This window comes from Klebsiella sp. 141153, assembly GCF_032601995.1.
GTDB classification, from domain to species: domain Bacteria; phylum Pseudomonadota; class Gammaproteobacteria; order Enterobacterales; family Enterobacteriaceae; genus Klebsiella; species Klebsiella aerogenes.
The window spans coordinates 151,330-170,627 of sequence record NZ_JAQIRJ010000001.1; the positions used below are offsets into that span (position 1 = coordinate 151,330).

At 55.7% G+C, this 19,298-nt stretch carries 18 protein-coding genes and 1 pseudogene; 10 read left to right on the forward strand and 9 right to left on the reverse strand.

The window, feature by feature from the left end:
* Positions 1 to 66 precede the first annotated feature (66 nt).
* From dmsD to PGS10_RS00760, 5 genes are all read right to left on the reverse strand, one after another.
* Complete coding sequence (gene dmsD, locus PGS10_RS00740) at positions 67 to 675, reverse strand: Tat proofreading chaperone DmsD (protein ID WP_045392302.1); 609 nt, start codon at positions 673 to 675, stop codon at positions 67 to 69.
* Between the two features lie 42 nt (positions 676 to 717).
* A complete protein-coding gene (locus tag PGS10_RS00745) occupies positions 718 to 1,575 on the reverse strand; it encodes a DmsC/YnfH family molybdoenzyme membrane anchor subunit (RefSeq protein WP_316422228.1) in 858 nt (285 codons plus the stop codon).
* Between the two features lies 1 nt (position 1,576).
* On the reverse strand, positions 1,577 to 2,194 hold the full coding sequence (locus PGS10_RS00750; RefSeq protein WP_316422229.1) for a DMSO/selenate family reductase complex B subunit: 618 nt from the start codon (positions 2,192 to 2,194) through the stop codon (positions 1,577 to 1,579).
* 10 nt (positions 2,195 to 2,204) lie between these two features.
* On the reverse strand, positions 2,205 to 4,640 hold the full coding sequence (ynfE, locus tag PGS10_RS00755; protein ID WP_316422230.1) for a selenate/tellurate reductase subunit YnfE: 2,436 nt from the start codon (positions 4,638 to 4,640) through the stop codon (positions 2,205 to 2,207).
* Between the two features lie 148 nt (positions 4,641 to 4,788).
* Positions 4,789 to 5,061 carry a DUF1161 domain-containing protein gene (locus tag PGS10_RS00760; RefSeq protein WP_045394628.1) on the reverse strand — a complete coding sequence of 91 codons (273 nt, stop codon included), beginning with the start codon at positions 5,059 to 5,061 and terminating at the stop codon, positions 4,789 to 4,791.
* Positions 5,062 to 5,164: 103 nt separating this feature from the next.
* Between PGS10_RS00760 and PGS10_RS00765 the strand changes: the two genes are divergently transcribed.
* Positions 5,165 to 5,875, forward strand: a complete 711-nt coding sequence (locus tag PGS10_RS00765) for a YnfC family lipoprotein (protein WP_045394624.1) — start codon at positions 5,165 to 5,167, stop codon at positions 5,873 to 5,875.
* Here PGS10_RS00765 and speG read toward each other — a convergent pair.
* Both speG and PGS10_RS00775 read right to left on the reverse strand, forming a co-directional pair.
* Complete coding sequence (gene speG, locus PGS10_RS00770) at positions 5,869 to 6,429, reverse strand: spermidine N1-acetyltransferase (protein WP_015366764.1); 561 nt, start codon at positions 6,427 to 6,429, stop codon at positions 5,869 to 5,871. The two genes, PGS10_RS00765 and speG, sit on opposite strands and share 7 nt — an antisense overlap.
* A 51-nt stretch (positions 6,430 to 6,480) precedes the next feature.
* Positions 6,481 to 6,822 carry a DUF1283 family protein gene (locus tag PGS10_RS00775; RefSeq protein WP_015366763.1) on the reverse strand — a complete coding sequence of 114 codons (342 nt, stop codon included), beginning with the start codon at positions 6,820 to 6,822 and terminating at the stop codon, positions 6,481 to 6,483.
* Between the two features lie 86 nt (positions 6,823 to 6,908).
* Between PGS10_RS00775 and PGS10_RS00780 the strand changes: the two are divergent.
* From PGS10_RS00780 to PGS10_RS00810, 7 genes and pseudogenes are all read left to right on the forward strand, one after another.
* Positions 6,909 to 7,297, forward strand: a pseudogene (locus PGS10_RS00780) (YnfA family protein).
* Positions 7,298 to 7,429: 132 nt separating this feature from the next.
* The gene (locus tag PGS10_RS00785) at positions 7,430 to 8,713 is read left to right on the forward strand and encodes an MFS transporter (RefSeq protein WP_047048077.1); all 1,284 of its coding nucleotides are present in this window, start codon (positions 7,430 to 7,432) and stop codon (positions 8,711 to 8,713) included.
* A gap of 143 nt (positions 8,714 to 8,856) precedes the next feature.
* On the forward strand, positions 8,857 to 10,071 hold the full coding sequence (manD, locus tag PGS10_RS00790; RefSeq protein ID WP_047048080.1) for a D-mannonate dehydratase ManD: 1,215 nt from the start codon (positions 8,857 to 8,859) through the stop codon (positions 10,069 to 10,071).
* Between the two features lie 10 nt (positions 10,072 to 10,081).
* The gene (locus PGS10_RS00795) at positions 10,082 to 11,101 is read left to right on the forward strand and encodes a Zn-dependent oxidoreductase (protein WP_047048082.1); all 1,020 of its coding nucleotides are present in this window, start codon (positions 10,082 to 10,084) and stop codon (positions 11,099 to 11,101) included.
* A gap of 42 nt (positions 11,102 to 11,143) precedes the next feature.
* On the forward strand, positions 11,144 to 12,526 hold the full coding sequence (locus PGS10_RS00800; RefSeq protein WP_316422232.1) for an MFS transporter: 1,383 nt from the start codon (positions 11,144 to 11,146) through the stop codon (positions 12,524 to 12,526).
* 206 nt (positions 12,527 to 12,732) lie between these two features.
* Positions 12,733 to 14,196: a mannitol dehydrogenase family protein gene (locus PGS10_RS00805; RefSeq protein ID WP_316422234.1), complete on the forward strand. Its 1,464-nt coding sequence runs from the start codon at positions 12,733 to 12,735 to the stop codon at positions 14,194 to 14,196.
* Between the two features lie 249 nt (positions 14,197 to 14,445).
* Positions 14,446 to 14,877, forward strand: coding sequence for a universal stress protein (locus PGS10_RS00810; protein WP_045394603.1), 432 nt, complete (start codon positions 14,446 to 14,448; stop codon positions 14,875 to 14,877).
* 45 nt (positions 14,878 to 14,922) lie between these two features.
* Here the strand turns inward: PGS10_RS00810 and PGS10_RS00815 are convergent, their stop codons facing one another.
* Both PGS10_RS00815 and ydfG read right to left on the reverse strand, forming a co-directional pair.
* Positions 14,923 to 15,609, reverse strand: a complete 687-nt coding sequence (locus tag PGS10_RS00815) for a GntR family transcriptional regulator (protein ID WP_045394600.1) — start codon at positions 15,607 to 15,609, stop codon at positions 14,923 to 14,925.
* Between the two features lie 93 nt (positions 15,610 to 15,702).
* On the reverse strand, positions 15,703 to 16,452 hold the full coding sequence (gene ydfG, locus PGS10_RS00820; RefSeq protein WP_045394599.1) for a bifunctional NADP-dependent 3-hydroxy acid dehydrogenase/3-hydroxypropionate dehydrogenase YdfG: 750 nt from the start codon (positions 16,450 to 16,452) through the stop codon (positions 15,703 to 15,705).
* A gap of 172 nt (positions 16,453 to 16,624) precedes the next feature.
* Between ydfG and dcp the strand changes: the two genes are divergently transcribed.
* Together dcp and PGS10_RS00830 are read left to right on the forward strand one after the other, a co-directional pair.
* Positions 16,625 to 18,664 (forward strand): peptidyl-dipeptidase Dcp, encoded by a 2,040-nt coding sequence (gene dcp, locus PGS10_RS00825; RefSeq protein WP_316422426.1) that lies wholly within the window; start codon positions 16,625 to 16,627, stop codon positions 18,662 to 18,664.
* A 354-nt stretch (positions 18,665 to 19,018) separates the two neighbouring features.
* Positions 19,019 to 19,279: a hypothetical protein gene (locus PGS10_RS00830; protein ID WP_045394594.1), complete on the forward strand. Its 261-nt coding sequence runs from the start codon at positions 19,019 to 19,021 to the stop codon at positions 19,277 to 19,279.
* Positions 19,280 to 19,298 lie beyond the last annotated feature (19 nt).

Consider the following 19,298-nt stretch of genomic DNA (forward strand, 5'->3'; position numbering starts at 1 on the left):
TGATAGGGAATAACCTTAGATGCAAAAGCTATAAGTGCCGCGCCGGGGATCGACGCGGCGGGTGAGTTAACGATACAGCTGCTTTTCTGCCACCGCGATGGGCAAATGTGCCTGCCAGTTAGCCAGCGTCGACTGCGCCAGTTGGCCCAGCGCCCGATAGAACGGATGCCCGGCGTTTTCCATAAAGACGCTCAGGAAACGCCCGGACCACGGCAGCAGATGCCAGGCCAGCAGTTGCGCAAACAACTCATCCTGATTTGTTTCGCACAGCCATGCAGCCAGCAGCAGCAAGGTGCCGAAGTGATCTTCGGGTTCGTTGCGCTCAAGAGCCAGCGCGATACCGCTGGCCCGCATCCATTCGCGCAGCGCAAGCGTCGAGTCGCCGAATAACACCGACTCTTTATCCAGCCACACCGAGCCCCACGGCGGAGCGGGCAGCGCCCATGGGCCGATAAACAGACGCTGCCAGGCTTGCGGCAGCGTCTCGTCGCTGCTGGCGGCGAATTCCATTGCCAGTGAATCGGAGACCGGGAACGGCCACTGCGGCTGCCAGCTACCATCGAGAAAAGCGGCGACCAGCGGCGCGTTTTGCTCGCTGTCCGGTACAAAAGAGAACAGCGCGCCCAGCGTACGGGCGCTTAGTGCGACGGCGTCGCGATTTGGGATCTGCATCATTACCCTATTCCTTACTGCGGCGCGCACAGGCGCGCCGTCTCGTTAACCCGCAACCGCCATACCTACGGTCATATGCAGGCCATAAAACAGGCCGCGGCCTATACACTCCGCGACTAAAACCATTATCAGCCCGATCAATAACCCGGCGGCGCGCGGCGGCTGGCGGCGGAGAAGCGGACACAGCCAGCAGCCGAGACCGAGCGCCAGCAGGATCAGCCGTAGAACCTGCAGTCTGCCGTAATCCGGAAGAAGGGCGTTCGCCTGTTGTACTGAACTGTGGATCGTGCCGAGGTCAGCGCTTTGCAAGACAACAACGGCCACGCTGATGATGAGGGCGGCGACGCTAATCGCGGCAAAAAACCAGCCGTTGAAGTCAACTTTCGCCAGCTTCAGCAGCAGGGCGGCGAACAGCGGCCCGCTGAGTAGTACCGTCAGGAAGAACGCGCTGGTAGTGTAGCCATTATACCACGTCGGCACGGTGTCAATTTGGTAGACGCGGGTCATCGCCATCACAAACAGCAACCCCAGTAGCATGGTGAGAAACAACCAGATTTTGCCGAGCGCCGCCGGCATTTTTCCTGGCACCGCCAGTAGCCACCAGAATCCGCCAACGGCGAAGAAGAGGGCGCCGCTGGCGATTTCATTACTGAGCGCTGAAGCGCCAACGCGGTTCAGTGAATTAAATGCGCGTAGCGGCGAGCCGAGATGGATTACGGAAGCGAGAAAACCTATTCCCATCAATAGCCAGATAAAGAACATGCTGCGCACCAGCCGCTCTCGCGCTTCGCGCTGACCGCAGAGCGACACCCAGCCCAGGCCGCTGACGATGACTGCGCCAGCGACGCATTGCCCCAGTACCGTAAACAGGACCAGCGGCCATTCATGCCATCCATTTCCCATTTCAGACCTCCTGCGGATTGGCCAGATAGCCGGTGGTATCGCCACACGGACGGCTGTTGGCGTTAGGTTTTATCACAATGCTCGGCCTGGTGAAGTGCGCTGAAGGCAGCGGCGCCACGGCGGCCAGCTGGCCGTGTTTTTCCCGCAGTTCGGCAATCGGCCCGAAGTCCAGCGCGCGCAGCGGGCAGGACTCGACGCAAATCGGTTTCTTGCCTTGTGCGACACGCTCGTGACAGCCGTCGCATTTGGTCATATGCCCTTTAGCGGCGTTGTACTGCGGCGCGCCATACGGGCAGGCCATATGGCAGTAGCGACAGCCGATGCACACCTCTTCATTGACCACCACAAAACCGTCTTCGCGCTTGTGCATCGCCCCGCTCGGGCAGACCTTGGTGCACGCCGGGTCTTCGCAGTGGTTACAGGCGATAGAGAGGTAATAGGCAAAAACGTTCTGATTCCAGACGCCGTTGTCCTCCTGCCAGTCGCCGCCGGCATACTCATAGATACGACGGAAGCTGACGTCCGGCGTCAGGTTCTTGTAGTCTTTACAGGCCAGCTCGAAGGTTTTGCAGCCGGTGCAACGGGCGGAATCGATAAAAAATCCGTATTGAGCGCTCATGGTTTACTCCTTAAACCTTCTCGATTTCGACCAGGTTGGTATGCTGCGGATTTCCCTTCGCCAGCGGTGAAGGCCGGTGGGTGGTGAGGGTATTCATGCAGGCGCCGTGGTCGACGCGATCGCCAGACATATTGGCATCGTGCCATGCTCCCTGACCCATCGCCGTCACCCCAGGCATAATACGCGGCGTGACCTTCGCCGGAATACGCAGTTCGCCGCGCTGATTAAAGACGCGCACCATGTCGCCGTTTTTAATCCCACGTTTTTCGGCATCGATGGGGTTAAGCCACACTTCCTGGCGGCAGGCCGCTTGTAAGACATCGACGTTGCCGTAGCTGGAGTGGGTACGCGCCTTATAATGGAAGCCAAACATTTGCAGCGGGAATTGGCTGCGCAACGGATCGTCCCAGCCTTCAAAGGTGGAGGCATAGACCGGCAGCGGGCTAATGACGTCGCCTTTTTCCAGTTGCCAGCGGGCGGCAATATCGGCGAGGCGGCTGGAGTAAATCTCAATTTTGCCGGAGGGGGTTTTTAGCGGATGCGCTTCAGGATCGCGACGGAAATCGCGATAGGCGACGAAATGGCCGTTCGGGTCTTTACGCTTGTAGATGCCCATTTTTTTGAGTTCGTCATAGCCCGGCAGCGCCGGATCTTTAGCGACCATTTTGGCGTACAGGTACTGTAACCACTGCTCCTGAGTCCGGCCTTCGGTGAAGCGCTGATGCACGTCGTCGCCAAGGCGTTTTGCCACTTCACTTAAGATCCAGTAGATAGGTTTGCGTTCGAACTTCGCCGTGGTGGCGGGCTGGATGAAAATCAGATAGCCCATATTGCCGGCATAGTCGTTAGGAATGATATCTTCCTGTTCTACGGTCATCAGGTCCGGCAGCAGAATATCGGCATATTTTGCCGACGAGGTCATAAAGTTTTCGATAACCACGATCGTCGAGCATTTGCTCTCGTCCTGTAGGATATCGTGGGTTTTATTGATGTCGGAATGCTGGTTAATGATGGTGTTGCCAGCATAGTTCCACAGGAATTTGATGGGAACCGTCAGCTTCTCTTTGCCGCGCACGCCGTCGCGGGTGGCGGTCATCTCCGGCCCGCGGGCGATAGCGTCGGTCCAGCTAAAGCAGGAGATGGCGGTTTTTACCGGATTTTCCAGTACCGGCAGACGCTCAATGGTGATGGTATAGGTCGATTCGCGGGCGCCGCTGTTGCCGCCGTTGATGCCGACGTTGCCGGTTAAAATCGGCAGCATGGCGATAGCCCGCGCGGAGAGCTCGCCGTTCGCCTGGCGCTGCGGCCCCCAGCCCTGGCAGATATAGGCGGGTTTGGTCATACCGATTTCGCGCGCCAGTTTAATGATGCGATCGGCGGGAATACCGGTAATACGCGAGGCCCACTGCGGCGTCTTGGCGGTCGCGTCGTCCCCCTGGCCGAGAATATAGGCTTTATAGTGGCCGTTGGCCGGAGCATCGGCCGGCAAGGTTTTCTCATCGTAGCCGACGCAGTATTTATCGAGGAACGGCTGGTCTACCAGATTTTCATTAATCAATACCCAGGCGATACCGGCGACCAGCGCGGCATCGGTACCGGGACGAATGGGGAACCACTCATCTTCACGCCCGGCCGCGGTATCGGTATAGCGTGGGTCGATGACGATCATGCGGGCGTTGGAACGCTCACGGGCCTGCTCCAGGTACCAGGTAATGCCGCCGCCGCTCATGCGGGTTTCCGCCGGGTTATTGCCGAACATTACCACCAGTTTACTGTTTTCAATATCCGAAGTGCTGTTACCGTCGTTGCTACCGTAGGTATAGGGCATGGCGCAGGCGATCTGCGCCGTACTGTAGGTGCCGTATTGGTTGAGCGATCCGCCGTAGCAGTTCATCAGCCGCATCACCGGCGAGGCGGAAGGGGAAGAGCGGGTCATATTGCCGCCGACAATCCCGGAAGAGTAGTTAATATAGACCGCTTCGTTGCCGTACTCTTTTACCACGCGTTTCAGACTTTCGGCGATGGTATCCAGCGCTTCGGTCCAACTAATGCGTTCGAATTTTCCTTCGCCGCGTTTGCCTACGCGTTTCATTGGGTAGTTAAGACGATCGGGGTGATTGATACGTCGGCGGATAGAACGCCCGCGCAGGCAGGCGCGAACCTGATGATCGCCGTAAATATCATGGCCGGTATTATCGGTCTCCACCCACACCACTTCGTTGTCGCGAACGTGCAGGCGCAGCGCGCAGCGGCTGCCGCAGTTAACCGAGCAGGCACCCCAGACGGTTTTTTCTTCTGCTCCGGTGGCTTGCTGCACGGCGGCGGCCGCGGCGCGTAGACTGAAAGGCAACGACAGGCCGCCGGCGGCCAGGGCCAGGGAACCGATTGCTGAGGATTTTATGAGGGTGCGACGACTGACGCCGCCGGGATGTTCAGGGTTGGACATTGTGCTCACTCCATGATTTTTATTATGCGAAATGCCGCTGGCAACCGCAGGATTGCTGGCGCATGGGTGAGGAATAATACTTAAATAGGGGTAGGCGAATCTTATCTCCGGTCAACCAGAGATAAGATCCTTCACTCGAAAGCGGCGGTTATTGCCCGTCTGAATCGGTCGCCGTCGCGTCGCCGTTGCGGGTATAGATTATCTTGAAGGTGTCGTTAGCGCAGTGGCCAACCACCTGAGCGCCGGGCTGGTCAGGCTGATCGTTCGGTACAATGGCCAGGCTGAAACCAGAAGCCGGAACGCCGTTGTTGATGATCTTTTGCTGGATCTCGCCCTTTACCCGCTCGCAGGAGTCCGGCGCTGCCAGTGCGGATGCCGAACCCAGCAGCAGGGCCGCGCACAACCATGGGGATAGTTTCATCATAAGCTCCTTATTGATGTCATCCATTTTTAAGCATAGCAGAATTGGTGTAAATAATTGTATTTGCTAAAATGATTGGAATATTCCCAAAAAGGTAGCGGCTGTGAATAAACTGTTTTTGCTGATCCCGGCAGCGTTGCTGCTCAGCGCCTGCGATAAGCCATCAACGCCGGCGGCGTTTACCCCGGAGATGGCCAGTTTTTCCAATGAGTTTGAGTTCGACCCGCTGCGCGGCCCGGTGAAAACGTTTACTCAGATCCTGTTCGACGACCAGGGGGAAATGGTGAAGCGGGTGCGTGCCCAGGTGTCGGCAGAAGGGTGTTTTGATCTGCTGGATTTTACCGACCTCGAAAATAAAACCGGCGCCACGCTGGTACTTGACGCGAATTACTATCTGGATGCGCAAACGCAGGAGAAACGCCTGCGGCTGCAGGGGAAATGCCAGCTCGCCGAGATGCCGGCGGCGGGCGTCAGCTGGGAGACCGATGACAACGGGTTTGTGGTGACGGCTCGCGGGAAAGAAAGCACTTCCAGCTATCGCTATGACAGCGAAGGTTATCCGCTGGGCAAAACCACCACCGCGAAAGATGAGCGCTTCAGCGTCGTATCGACGCCGTCCACCGATCCGCGTAAAAAGCTCGATTACAGCGCGGTGAGCGTATTTAACGACCGCGCGTTAGGTAAGGTGAAGCAAACCTGCGACTATGACGATCACGACAACCCAATCCGCTGCGAGATGCAGGTTGTCGATGAAAGCGTCCAGCCGGCGGTGACGCGACATTACAGCATCAAAAACACTATCGACTATTACTGAGCGGTGGGCTTGAGCAGCGTCTGGCCTTGAGGACGATGTTTCTCAAGGTACTGATGCTGGAACAGGCACATGCGAATGGTATTGCGGTATTCGCCGTTGATAAAGAACTCGTGAATCAGCTCGCCTTCGACCATGAAACCGAGTTTGCGGTAGATGTGGATCGCTTTTTCGTTTTCTTTATCAACAATCAGATACAGCTTATACAAATTGAGAACGGTAAAGCCGTAGTCCATTGCCAGCTTAGCGGCGCGCGTCGCCAGCCCTTTGCCCTGATATTCCGGGGAGATGATAATCTGGAACTCGGCGCGACGGTGAACGTGGTTTATCTCCACCAGTTCAACCAGCCCGGCTTTTTCGCCATCGCATTCGATAACGAAACGGCGTTCACTTTGATCGTGAATGTGTTTGTCGTAAAGGTCAGAGAGTTCGACGAAGGCCTCGTAAGGTTCTTCAAACCAGTAACGCATTACGCTGGCGTTATTATCAAGCTGGTGGACGAAGCGCAGGTCTTCGCGCTCAAGCGGGCGGAGTTTGACGTGAGGGGCGTCAGACATGGGAAATCCTGTGTGCATTAATAGAGGATGGCGCCCACGGGCGCCGGGGAATTATGGCGTAATAACGCGACCGGTGCGGCGGTCAAGACAGCGCAGGGTGTTAGGTTCCCAGTAGGCGTTGACGTTGGCGCTCTTCTGGCAGTTATCCTGCGCATCGAAGGCGACGTCGGTTTTGTCCCACTCTTTCTCCGCGCGTTTATTTACCTTCTGCCGTAGCGAGCGGGTATCGTTCCACTGCTCTTTTTCCATTGCGGCTTGCTGACGGCTCTGCGCGCTGTCGCCGGACTCGATCACCAGTTTGTCGGTTTGCGCGAAGGACGAAGCGGTATAGACCATTGCGCTTGCCGCCAGCAGGGCGGTCAGGCACCAGCGTTTATTGCGTGTCATTTTCATCACGATTTCCTTTGAGTGATAAAAAGGGTTAACCAGTTGGACAAGTTTACTACAACTCGCTACCCGCGCCTACCGGACAAAATGGCATGGGTGCCTGCGCATTATCGCGTACACTAGTGCAACAAATTGTCTCATTTACCAAACTTTAATGCTGAAAACCACATTACTTTTCTTTGCTACCGCGCTGTGCGAAATCATCGGCTGTTACCTGCCGTGGCTATGGCTGAAGCGGGACGGTTCGCCGCTGCTGTTGATCCCGACCGCGATGGCGCTGGCGATGTTCGTCTGGCTACTGACCCTGCACCCGGAGGCCAGCGGCAGAGTCTATGCCGCTTATGGCGGCGTCTACGTCTGCACCGCGCTGCTGTGGCTGCGTTTCGTCGATGGTGTGAAGCTAAGTCACTTTGACTGGGCGGGGGCCGCGATTGCGCTATGCGGCATGCTGATCATCGTTGCTGGCTGGGGGCGGGCATAGCGTCTTGTAGCAGGATAAAAAATCGCCCTTTGTGATCTTCCACGCTAATTTCAACCTTAATTCTTGTATGGTAGCCGACTAGTTGCCTTACTTACCCTAAACGCATCGTGCTGTTTATCGTAAGAGGCAATTATGGCTACACAAACCCTTGCCAGCGAAGCTGGCGCCAAACCCGTGCGCATTGGCCGGGTGCAAAAAGTCACCCTGACGCTGCTGTTCATCGCCGGTATCGTCAACTTCCTCGATCGTTCGTCATTAAGCGTTGCCGGTGAGGCTATTCGCGGCGATCTCGGGCTTAGCGCGACGGAATTCGGCGTGCTGCTGTCGGCGTTCTCTCTGTCATACGGCTTTGCTCAACTGCCCTCGGGTATTTTGCTCGATCGCTTCGGCCCGCGAATTGTATTGGGGGCAGGGCTGATTTTCTGGTCACTGATGCAGGCGCTAACCGGGGTGGTGAACTCCTTTAGCCACTTTATTTTGCTCCGTATTGGCCTCGGGATTGGCGAAGCGCCGTTTATGCCGGCGGGGGTAAAATCCATTACCGACTGGTACGTACAAAAAGAACGCGGTACCGCGGTCGGCATCTTTAACTCCTCAACGGTGCTTGGCCAGGCGATCGCGCCGCCGGCGCTGGTGCTGATGCAGATAGCCTGGGGCTGGCGCACCATGTTCGTGGTTATCGGCCTTGCCGGGATCGTTGTGGGCCTGTGCTGGTACGCGTGGTATCGCAACCGCGCGCAGTTCGATCTGCAACAGGAGGAGCGCCAGTATCTGGCGGCGCCGGAAAAAGCGCGCCCAACGCTGGTATTCAGCGAGTGGCTGGCGCTGTTCAAACGGCGCACCACCTGGGGAATGATTTTAGGCTTCTCCGGGGTTAACTATACCGGCTGGCTGTATATCGCGTGGCTGCCCGGTTATCTGCAGGCGCAGCAGGGATTGAGCCTGGCGAAAACCGGCTGGGTGGCGGCAATCCCGTTTCTGGCCGCGGCGGTGGGCATGTGGGTCAATGGGCTGGTGGTCGATGCGCTGGCGCGCCGCGGGTACGATCTGGCGAAAACGCGCAAAACGGCCATTGTGGTTGGCCTGACGCTTTCTGCGCTCGGCACGCTGCTGGTGGTGCAATCGAGTTCGCCGACCCAGGCGGTGGCGTTTATCTCCATGGCGCTATTCTGCGTCCACTTTGCCGGGACCTCGGCCTGGGGGCTGGTTCAGGTGATGGTTAGCGAGAATAAAGTCGCGTCTGTGGCGGCGATCCAGAACTTCGGCAGCTTTGTTTTCGCCTCTTTTGCGCCGGTTGTCACCGGTTGGGTAGTGGACACCACGCACTCCTTTAACCTGGCCTTAGTCATCGCCGCCTGTGTGACCTTTACCGGCGCGCTGTGCTATTTCTTCATCGTAAAAGACCGCATTAATTAATCGCTAACGGGGGGACGCCTGGCGCCCCCCGCAACCACATCCGTTTGTGATCCTTCGCATCTTTTTTAAATATCATACTTGTATGGTAGTAGGTCTGGTGATTTAATTTTGATCACTAACCGCACAGATGTAAGGAATTACCCATGAAGATCGTTGCCGCCGACGTGTTCGTTACCTGCCCAGGGCGTAACTTCGTCACCTTAAAAATCACCACCGATGACGGGATTGTCGGCCTCGGTGATGCCACGCTCAACGGCCGTGAATTGTCGGTCGCCTCATACCTGAAAGATCACCTTTGTCCGCAGCTGATTGGCCGTGATGCTCACCGCATCGAAGATATCTGGCAGTTCTTCTACAAAGGCGCCTACTGGCGCCGCGGTCCGGTGACCATGTCGGCTATTTCCGCCGTTGATATGGCGCTGTGGGATATCAAAGCCAAAGCCGCCGGAATGCCGCTTTACCAACTGCTGGGCGGCGCCTCGCGCGAAGGGGTGATGGTCTACTGCCACACCACCGGTCATTCCATTGATGAAGTGCTGGACGACTACGCCCGCCATCAGGAAATGGGTTTTAAGGCGATCCGCGTGCAGTGCGGTATTCCGGGGATGAAAACCACCTACGGCATGGCCAAGGGCAAAGGTCAGGCATACGAGCCGGCGACCAAAGGCGTGTGGCCGGAAGAGCAGCTGTGGTCAACGGAGAAATATCTGGATTTCACCCCGCGGCTATTTGCCGCCGTGCGCGAACGATTTGGTTTCAACGAGCATTTACTGCACGACATGCACCATCGCCTGACACCGATCGAGGCGGCGCGATTTGGTAAAAGCGTTGAGGAGTATCGTCTGTTCTGGATGGAAGATCCGACACCGGCAGAGAATCAGGCGTGCTTCCGCTTAATTCGCCAGCATACCGTCACGCCGATTGCCGTCGGCGAAGTCTTTAATAGCATCTGGGATTGCAAACAGCTGATTGAAGAACAGCTCATTGATTATATCCGCACCACTATTACCCACGCTGGCGGGATCAGCGGCATGCGGCGCATCGCCGATTTTGCTTCATTGTACCAGGTTCGCACCGGCTCTCACGGGCCGTCCGATCTCTCTCCGGTGTGCATGGCGGCGGCGCTGCATTTCGATCTGTGGGTGCCAAATTTCGGCGTTCAGGAGTACATGGGCTATTCCGAACAGATGCTGGAGGTCTTCCCGCATAGCTGGCGTTTTGACAATGGCTATATGCATCCGGGCGATAAACCAGGGCTGGGCATCGAGTTCGACGAGAAGCTGGCGGCGAAATACCCCTATGAACCCGCCTGTCTGCCGGTGGCGCGCCTCGAAGATGGCACTTTGTGGAATTGGTAAGGAGAGAAAAATGAAAAGTATTGTTATCCAACAGCCGAACGCGCTGGCGATTGAAGAACGGCCATTGCCGCAGCCGGGGAACGGGGAAGTGCGGGTAAAGGTGAAACTGGCGGGAATTTGCGGCTCAGATAGCCACATCTATCGTGGACATAATCCGTTCGCCAAATATCCGCGGGTCATTGGCCACGAGTTTTTCGGCGTGATTGATGCCGTGGGCGAGGGCGTGACGGATAAAGTCGTGGGCCAGCGGGTGACGGTTGATCCGGTGATCAGCTGCGGCCACTGTTATCCCTGTTCGGTCGGTAAGCCCAACGTCTGCGCGTCGCTGGTGGTGCTGGGCGTGCATCGCGATGGCGGGTTTAGCGAATACGCGGTGGTACCGGCCAAAAATGCCTGGCCGGTGCCGGAGAACGTGAGCGACCATCATGCGGTAATGGTGGAGCCCTTTACTATTGCGGCGAATGTCACCGGCCAGGCTAAACCACGCGAACAGGATATCGCGCTGGTCTACGGCGCTGGGCCGATGGGGCTGACCACCATTCAGGTGCTCAAGCGCGTCTATAACGTGCGGCAGGTGATCGTCGCCGACCAGATCCCTGAGCGTTTGCAGATGGCGCAGCAAAACGGCGCCGACTGGACCATTAATAATAAGGAGCAACCGCTGGCGCAGGCGCTGGAAGCGCAGGGTATCCGGCCGACGCTGATTATCGACGCCGCCTGCCACCCGGCGATTTTCCCAGAGGCCATCGCACTGGCTTCGCCGGCAGGCAGGATTGTGCTGATGGGCTTTTCTACCGAACCGTCAATGGTGGCGCAGCAGGGGATCACCGGCAAAGAGCTCACTATTTATTCGTCCAGGCTCAATGCCAATAAATTCCCGCTGGTTCTCGAATGGTTGGCAAACGGCTTAATTAATCCGGATCGGCTAATCACCCATCAGTTTGCTTTTGAGCATGTTGTCGATGCCATGACGTTATTTGAAGAAGACCGCAAGCATTGTTGTAAGGTGTTATTAACCTTCAACGCATAAATATAAATAACCTCGCTGTATCCTACTTTAGAGATTATTATTATGACGACAGCTAAAAATGAGAGAAGCACTACGGATCTTATCCGCGCCGCGGTATCCGGCTGGCTTGGCACGGCACTGGAATTTATGGATTTCCAGCTTTATTCTTTAGGCGCCGCGCTGGTCTTTCATGAGATATTTTTCCCGGAGCAGTCGGCGGCCATGGCGCTGATATTAGCGATGGGAACCTATGGCGCAGGATATATTGCGCGGATCGTCGGCGCTTTCATATTCGGTAAAATGGGGGATCGCATCGGGCGTAAAAAGGTTCTGTTTATTACCATCACCATGATGGGCATTTGCACCACGTTAATCGGCGTATTACCCACCTATGCGCAGATTGGTATTTTTGCGCCGGTGTTACTGGTGACCCTGCGTATTATTCAGGGGCTGGGAGCGGGCGCCGAAATTTCCGGCGCCGGTACCATGCTGGCGGAATATGCGCCAAAAGGTAAACGCGGCATCATCTCTTCTCTGGTGGCGATGGGCACCAACTGCGGGACGCTGAGCGCCACGGCCATCTGGGCAGTGATGTTCTTCTTGCTCGATCGCGAACAACTCATCGCCTGGGGCTGGCGTATTCCGTTCCTTGCAAGCGTCGTGGTAATGATCTTTGCCATTTGGCTGCGTTTAAATCTGAAAGAGAGCCCGGTATTTGAACAGGTCAACGAAGCTGATGAAGTTAAGGCTAAAGTCGCCGCCGCGCAAAATACCTTCGGCGCGATGTTAAAAAGTAAATCATTCTGGCTGGCGACCGGTTTACGCTTTGGACAGGCCGGTAATTCCGGTTTATTACAAACATTTCTCGCGGGATATCTGGTTCAAAGCCTATTATTTGATAAAGCGATTCCGACCGATGCCTTAATGATTAGCTCAGTGATTGGCTTTATTACTATCCCACTGTTAGGCTGGCTATCGGATAAAGTTGGGCGCCGTTTACCTTATATTATCGTCAATATTTCCGCCATTATTCTGGCCTGGCCGATGCTGGCTATTATTGTCGATAAAAGCTATAGCGCCAGCACCATTATGCTGTCCCTGATTGTTATTCATAACGTGGCGGTACTGGGTCTGTTTGCGCTGGAAAATATCACCATGGCGGAAATGTTCGGCTCGCGTAATCGCTTTACCAGAATGGCTATCTCAAAAGAGGCCGGCGGCCTGGTGGCGGTGGGATTCGGACCGGTGCTGGCCGGTATCTTCTGTAACGTAACCGGTTCGTGGTGGCCGATTGTCGCGATGCTGATCTGTTATTCAGCTATCGGTCTCATCTCGTCATTACTGATGCCGGAAGTGTGTGACCGTGACCTGAGTCTGGACCACGATGCGGCGGACGCCGGTACGCGTCAGGCGCTAAACGCGAATGGCCAATACGCGAAATCATAATCTCATCGTTAACCCAGGATAGCCGGGATACTCCCGGCTCATCCCCGCCATTGCGCGCAGGATCACGAAACGCGACAGCGCCGGATCTTCTTGTATGGTAGTTGATGGAAATCAAAGATGTCATACCAATTGCGTGCGATGGTTTACCTCACCAAAACATTCTGTTTGAGAATGATTTATCAGTCATCATAAAAATGAGAGACACCATGGAAAACACGCTTTTAAACGCCAGGGCAACGCTTCCTTCTTACGATCGCAGCAAGCTGGTTTCTCGCATCGTTCATCTCGGTTTTGGGGCTTTTCACCGCGCCCATCAGGCGGTGTATGCCGATATCCTTGCCGCCGAACACGGCAGCGACTGGGGCTATACCGAAGTGAACCTCATTGGCGGTGAGCAGCAGATTGCCGATTTGCAACAGCAGGACCTGCTCTATACGGTGGCTGAAATGTCCGCCGATGCCTGGACCGCACGCGTCGTCGGCGTGGTGAAGCAGGCGATGCATGCGCAGGTCGATGGCCTGGAAAGCGTGTTGGCGAAAATGTGCGAGCCTCAGGTAGCGATTGTCTCGCTGACCATCACCGAAAAAGGCTACTGCCACTCTCCGGCCACCGGTCAGCTGCAGCTTGATAACCCGCTGATTGCCGCCGATCTGCAAACTCCACACCAGCCGAAATCGGCGCCGGGCGTGGTGGTAGAAGCGCTGGCGCGCCGTCGCGCCGCCGGTCTGCCGGCTTTCAGCGTCATGTCCTGCGATAATATGCCGGAAAACGGCCACGTAATGCGCAACGTAGTTTGTGCGTATGCCCGCGCCGTTGATGACGAACTGGCGCAGTGGATTGAGCAGAACGTGACGTTCCCTTCCACAATGGTCGACCGGATCGTTCCGGCAGTGACCGCTGATACGCTGGATAAAATTGAACAACTCACCGGGGGGCGCGATCCGGCAGGTGTGGCCTGTGAACCGTTCCGCCAGTGGGTTATCGAAGATAACTTCGTCGCCGGTCGTCCGCAGTGGGAGAAAGCCGGCGCGGAGCTGGTCACTGACGTCGTGCCGTTTGAGGAGATGAAGCTGCGAATGCTCAACGGCAGCCATTCGTTCCTCGCTTATCTGGGCTATCTCGCCGGTTATCAGCATATCAATGATTGCATGCAGGATGATAACTACCGCCGTGCCGCGCAGGCGTTAATGTTGCAAGAGCAAGCGCCGACGCTGAGTGTACAGGGCGTGGATCTGGCGCGTTATGCGGGTTTGCTCATTGAGCGTTATAGCAATCCGGCGCTTAAGCACCGCACCTGGCAGATTGCGATGGACGGTAGCCAGAAGCTCCCGCAGCGTATGTTGGACTCCGTGCGCTGGCACCTGGCGCATCACAGTGATTTCAGCCTGCTTGCGCTGGGTATTGCCGGCTGGATGCGCTACGTGAGCGGTGTCGATGACAAGGGGCAGGCGATTGAAATCAGCGATCCGCTGCTGCCGGTCATTCAACAGGCGGTGCAGGGTAGTAAAGAGGGTAGCGAACGCGTGCAGGCGCTGCTGGGTATTAAGGCCATTTTCGGCGAAAGTCTGCCGCAGGAACCGCGTTTTGTCGATGCGGTGACGGCGGCGTATCTCTCTTTACAGATTCACGGCGCCAAGGCGACCGTCGGCGAATGGGCTAAAGGCCAGTAAAAAAACATCATTCCATTCATAGCCCGGCATCGCATAGCGAGTCGGGCTATTTTTGTATTAGCAATACGAATAGCCTCTGATATTTCCCGTCTATACATAACTCTAACTTTCCATAATTAATTATATATTGTTGATGTTTATTTTTATCTCTGAAGTATTTATTTGGGTGATTGATCGTATTCCCGCACGCTTAAATATGACAGAATAAAATCCCCCCAACGGTTTCTTCAGGACTAAGGAGCTCAGGCTATGTACAAAAAGATATTATTGCCGGTCGATGTGTTTGAAATGGATTTAAGCGATAAGGCCGTTCGTCACGCGGATTTTTTAGCATCTGCCGAAGAAGGTGAAATCACGTTGCTGAACGTGCTGCCAAACAGCACCAGTTCTTTGCTGCGCGGCTTCACGGCGGATATTCGTAAATTTGAAGCCTTCATGAAAGAAGAGTCGGAAAAGAAAATGCGCGATCTGTCGCGATTGTTTTCAATCCCGGCGTCGCGGATCCATACCCGCATTGTTTTTGGCAATGTGCGTGATGAAATATTAGCGCTGAGCGAAAAAGAGAATTTTGACGTTATCGTTATTGGTTCACGCAAGCCGGGTATATCAACTCATCTCCTCGGTTCTAACGCCGAGTCCATTTTACGCTATGCCAAAATTCCGGTGTTAGTGGTTCGGTAATCTATTTTACGGCAGCTGACGCAACGTTGGCTGCCGTGTAACGCATTATTCTTCGCTGAACCACTCGCTATTTTCCTGACGAATCAACAAAACCGACTCGCTAATTTCATGCAGGTGAATATTCATCGCCTTTTCTACGGCATCAAGATCGCGTTTTTCCAGTGCCTGAAAAATATCGAGATGCTGACGCAGCAGCATATCGGGCGGAGTCACGTGGTCAAGGCTCATATAGCGTACCCGATCGATGGTCGCCTTGATATTTTCAATGGTGTCCCACGCCAGCTGGCAGTCGGCGATAAGGGATAATTTCTGGTGAAATTCATCATCGAGCTGGAAAAAATCATTGAGCTGCTGACGTTCAACCGCCACCCGCTGCTGGTTGAGGTTTTGTTCCAGCTGATAGAGCTGTTCATCGTTGATCATCGTTCCTGCGCGGCGCACTACCGCGCACTCAATGGCCTGGCGCACGAAACAGCCGTTGCGCACCTGGGTCATTGAGATTTTATTCACATAGCTGCCGCGCTGGGGACGGATCTGAATCAGCCCGTTTTCCGCTAATTTGATGAAGGCTTCCCGTACCGGCTGGCGCGAAACATCAAACCGCACCGACACCTCTTTCTCTGACAGCGGGGTTCCCGGCGGGATCAGGCAATGGACAATATCCCGGCGAAGGATGCGATAGATTTGCTGATTGACGGGCTGGGTCGGATTCAGTTGCGTTTCTGCGGCCATTGATGATTACTTTTTAATGGGTTATGAGCATTATTTTACTCGTTTTTTGCCGTCCCGCCCAGACCTGGCCCGCAGGCCAGGCCGCTGAGGGCGTTAGCCCTGACGATGGACGCTGAGCCCGGCGAAGCTCTGGCTGACCGGCATCATTTCCAGCGTGTTAATGTTGACATGTTTCGGCAGATTCGCGACCCACCACACCGCTTCGGTGACATCTTCCGGCGTCAGCGCCTGGGTGTTCTCGTAAGTTTTACCGGCTTTCGCATCGTCGCCTTTAAAACGGACGTTGGAGAACTCGGTGCCGCCTACCAGGCCCGGCTCGATATCGGTGACGCGAACCGCGGTGCCGTGCAAATCAGTGCGCAGATTCAGGCTGAACTGGCGTACGAAAGCTTTAGTCGCGCCGTAGACGTTGCCGCCGGCGTAGGGCCAGCTACCGGCGGTCGAACCGATATTAATAATATGGCCGCGATTACGCTCCACCATCCCCGGCAACACCGCGCGGGTCATGTACACCAGGCCTTTATTATTGGTATCGATCATGTCTTCCCAGTCTTCGACGCTGGCGCGATGAGCGGGTTCCAGACCCAATGCCAGGCCGGCGTTATTCACCAGAACATCGATAGACTGCCAGTCCGCGGGCAGCCCGGCAATCATCTCTTCGATGGCGGCGCGATTACGCACGTCGAGTTGCGCGGTATACAGGTTATCGCCAAGCTCCTCTTTGAGCGTCTTCAGGCGCTCTTCACGACGCCCGGTGGCGATCACTTTGTGGCCGTTAGCGATAAAACGACGAGTAATACTTTCGCCAAATCCAGCAGTTGCACCAGTCACCAGAATAATCATCTTACTGTTCCTCAAAGCTTTTTGTGTTGTCATAACATAGCACGCGTTAACGCCGCGCGGTAAAGGAAAATCGTATCGTCATCTGTTGGTATAGCGCGCTGGCTGGATAAATCATTGCGGCCAATCAATGAGTTGCCTAATCTTAGTGGATACCCGCGTTCAGGAGAGAATGATGACGGACAATAATCCCTTTTTACACGTCAGCCTGCTGCCGTACCAGGCGCCGCATTTTGATTTGATTGCAGATAGCCATTATCGCCCGGCTTTTGATGAGGGCGTTCGGCGCCAGCGCGAGGAGATTGCGGCAATCGTCAACAATCCGGCGCCGGCGGATTTTGACAATACCCTGGTCGCGCTGGAGCAGAGCGGCCAGCTCCTGGGCCGGGTGACCCGGGTCTTTTTCGCTATGGCCGGGGCGAATACTAATCCGCTGATACAGCAACTGGATGAACAATTCTCCGCCGAGCTCGCCGAGCTTGGCAACGATATCTGGCTCAACGATGCGCTGTACCAGCGAGTCAAACAGGTCTGGCAGCAGCGCGACGCCCTGAATCTGGATCCGGAGTCGCGGCGTCTGCTTGAGGTGAGCTGGCAGCGTTTCCAGCTGGCGGGAGCCGCGCTGGCGCAAGAGCAGAAAACCGCGCTAAAAGCATTGAATACCGAGGAGGCGTCGCTGCAAAGTCAGTTCCAGCAGCGTCTGCTGGCGGCGGTGAAGTCCGGCGGTCTGGTTGTCGATTATCAACACCAGCTCGACGGGCTGGCCGCGGATGAGATTGCCGCCGCCGCCGATGCCGCGCGCGATAAAGGCCTGCAGGACCGTTGGCTGCTGGCGCTGACCAATACCACCCAGCAACCGGCGCTACAGGCCCTTGCCGATCGCCAGACCCGGCACAATCTATTCACTGCAGGCTGGACGCGTAACCAGAAGGGCGATGCCAACGACACCCGTGAACTGGTTTTGCGGCTGGCGGAAATCCGCGCGCGTAAGGCCGCATTGCTCGGCGTCGCCGATTACGCGAGCTGGTCGATGGCTGACCAGATGGCGAAAACGCCGTCTGAGGCTTTGGCTTTTATGCGCCGCATCGCGCCGGCGGCCCGCCGTCGCGCCGAACAGGAGCTTGCCGATATCCAGCAGGTTATTGATGAAGAGGGTGGCGATTTTCAGGCTGCGGCCTGGGACTGGTTATATTACGGCGAGCAGGTGCGGCGCGCTAAATTCGCCATCGATGAAGCGCAGCTAAAACCCTATTTCGCCCTGGATCGGGTGCTGGAAGATGGCGTGTTCTGGACCGCCTCCCAACTGTTTGGCATTCGTTTTGTCGAACGTTTTGATATTCCGCTTTACCATCCCGATGTACGGGTATGGGAAATCTTTGATGCCAACGGCGAAGGAATGGCGCTGTTTTACGGCGACTACTTCTCGCGTGACAGCAAAAGCGGTGGCGCCTGGATGGATGTGTTTGTCGATCAATCGACGCTGCGTGCCCAGCGTCCGGTGATTTACAACGTTTGCAACTACCAGAAACCAAAAGCCGGCGGCTGCGCGCTGCTATCGTGGGATGACGTCATCACGCTGTTCCACGAATTTGGCCATGCGCTGCACGGCCTGTTCGCTAACCAGCGCTATGCGAGTCTTTCAGGCACCAATACGCCGCGTGATTTCGTGGAATTCCCGTCGCAGATTTATGAACATTGGGCCAGCGAGCCGCAGGTCTTCGCCCATTATGCGAAGCACTACCAGACCGGCGAAGCCATGCCCGATGATCTGCGCGACAGCATGTTCCGCGCCTCAACGTTCAATAAGGGTTATGACATGAGCGAACTGCTGGCGGCGGCGCTGCTTGACATGCGCTGGCACAGCGTCACCCCGCAGGCGCTGCCGCAGGATGTCGATGCTTTTGAACAGCAATCGCTGCGCGAGGAGCAGATGGATCTGGCGGCGGTTCCGCCGCGCTATCGTAGCAGCTATTTCTCGCATATTTTCGGCGGCGGTTATGCGGCGGGCTACTATGCCTATTTGTGGACGCAAATGCTTGCCGACGATGGTTATCAGTGGTTTGTCGAGCAGGGGGGATTAACCCGGGAAAACGGTCAACGTTTCCGCGAGGCGATTTTGTCGCGCGGTAATAGCTGCGATCTCGAAGCGCTGTATCGCGACTGGCGCGGGCACGATCCGCTGATCGAGCCGATGTTGAAAAATCGCGGCTTGTAGATACTGTGCTATTCGTCGCCGCCCGGTTTTTTCTCCGAGGCGGCGCATCGCGTCTTGTCCGGCTACCAAATAGCTCAGCATCCCACTGTAACCAATGTACATTTTGCGACCATTCTCAACGCCCTGAGCAACAAATAAGAGTTGTTAAGATTCACAATTCCACTTTTTTCCTTCATCATTTGTCGGCCTTTACTACTAATAATGCGTGCTTACAAAGTGCAATTCGTTTTTTTTTATACTCCAGGCCGCTATGAACTATAAAAAAGTACATACGACGATTTTTTTTCCTGCGGCGCTTCAGCGTGGCCAGGGACTTGTTCAATGACATTTTTGACCCCACTCGGGAGGAATACAGTGCACCCGTTAATTAAGGTCATGCTGGTGGGCGGCAAAGCAGATGGTCTGCTGGTTAGCGTCGCCGACACCGCGACGGAAGTTTCCGTCACTCCTGCGCAGTACGGCGCGCCATCCGGACAGCCGTTGAACTACCGGGTCGTGTCGCAGGTTATTGATGATGAACGCCTGTTTTTCGGCGTCTTTAGTGATTCACATCTGGATGCCGATAAACTCGCCAGAGTCGCGCTAACGCGCGGGATGAAAAAATCGCTCAGTTGAGCATCGGCGCGCCAGAGGA

Bases quoted from the DNA above. Each gene is read 5' to 3' on its own strand.
- dmsD (WP_045392302.1), bottom strand. From the start codon at position 675: ATGATGCAGATCCCAAATCGCGACGCCGTCGCACTAAGCGCCCGTACG.
- PGS10_RS00745 (WP_316422228.1), bottom strand. From the start codon at position 1,575: ATGGGAAATGGATGGCATGAATGGCCGCTGGTCCTGTTTACGGTACTG.
- PGS10_RS00750 (WP_316422229.1), bottom strand. From the start codon at position 2,194: ATGAGCGCTCAATACGGATTTTTTATCGATTCCGCCCGTTGCACCGGC.
- ynfE (WP_316422230.1), bottom strand. From the start codon at position 4,640: ATGTCCAACCCTGAACATCCCGGCGGCGTCAGTCGTCGCACCCTCATA.
- PGS10_RS00760 (WP_045394628.1), bottom strand. From the start codon at position 5,061: ATGAAACTATCCCCATGGTTGTGCGCGGCCCTGCTGCTGGGTTCGGCA.
- speG (WP_015366764.1), bottom strand. From the start codon at position 6,429: ATGTCTGACGCCCCTCACGTCAAACTCCGCCCGCTTGAGCGCGAAGAC.
- PGS10_RS00775 (WP_015366763.1), bottom strand. From the start codon at position 6,822: ATGAAAATGACACGCAATAAACGCTGGTGCCTGACCGCCCTGCTGGCG.
- PGS10_RS00785 (WP_047048077.1), top strand. From the start codon at position 7,430: ATGGCTACACAAACCCTTGCCAGCGAAGCTGGCGCCAAACCCGTGCGC.
- manD (WP_047048080.1), top strand. From the start codon at position 8,857: ATGAAGATCGTTGCCGCCGACGTGTTCGTTACCTGCCCAGGGCGTAAC.
- PGS10_RS00795 (WP_047048082.1), top strand. From the start codon at position 10,082: ATGAAAAGTATTGTTATCCAACAGCCGAACGCGCTGGCGATTGAAGAA.
- PGS10_RS00800 (WP_316422232.1), top strand. From the start codon at position 11,144: ATGACGACAGCTAAAAATGAGAGAAGCACTACGGATCTTATCCGCGCC.
- PGS10_RS00805 (WP_316422234.1), top strand. From the start codon at position 12,733: ATGGAAAACACGCTTTTAAACGCCAGGGCAACGCTTCCTTCTTACGAT.
- PGS10_RS00810 (WP_045394603.1), top strand. From the start codon at position 14,446: ATGTACAAAAAGATATTATTGCCGGTCGATGTGTTTGAAATGGATTTA.
- PGS10_RS00815 (WP_045394600.1), bottom strand. From the start codon at position 15,609: ATGGCCGCAGAAACGCAACTGAATCCGACCCAGCCCGTCAATCAGCAA.
- ydfG (WP_045394599.1), bottom strand. From the start codon at position 16,452: ATGATTATTCTGGTGACTGGTGCAACTGCTGGATTTGGCGAAAGTATT.
- dcp (WP_316422426.1), top strand. From the start codon at position 16,625: ATGACGGACAATAATCCCTTTTTACACGTCAGCCTGCTGCCGTACCAG.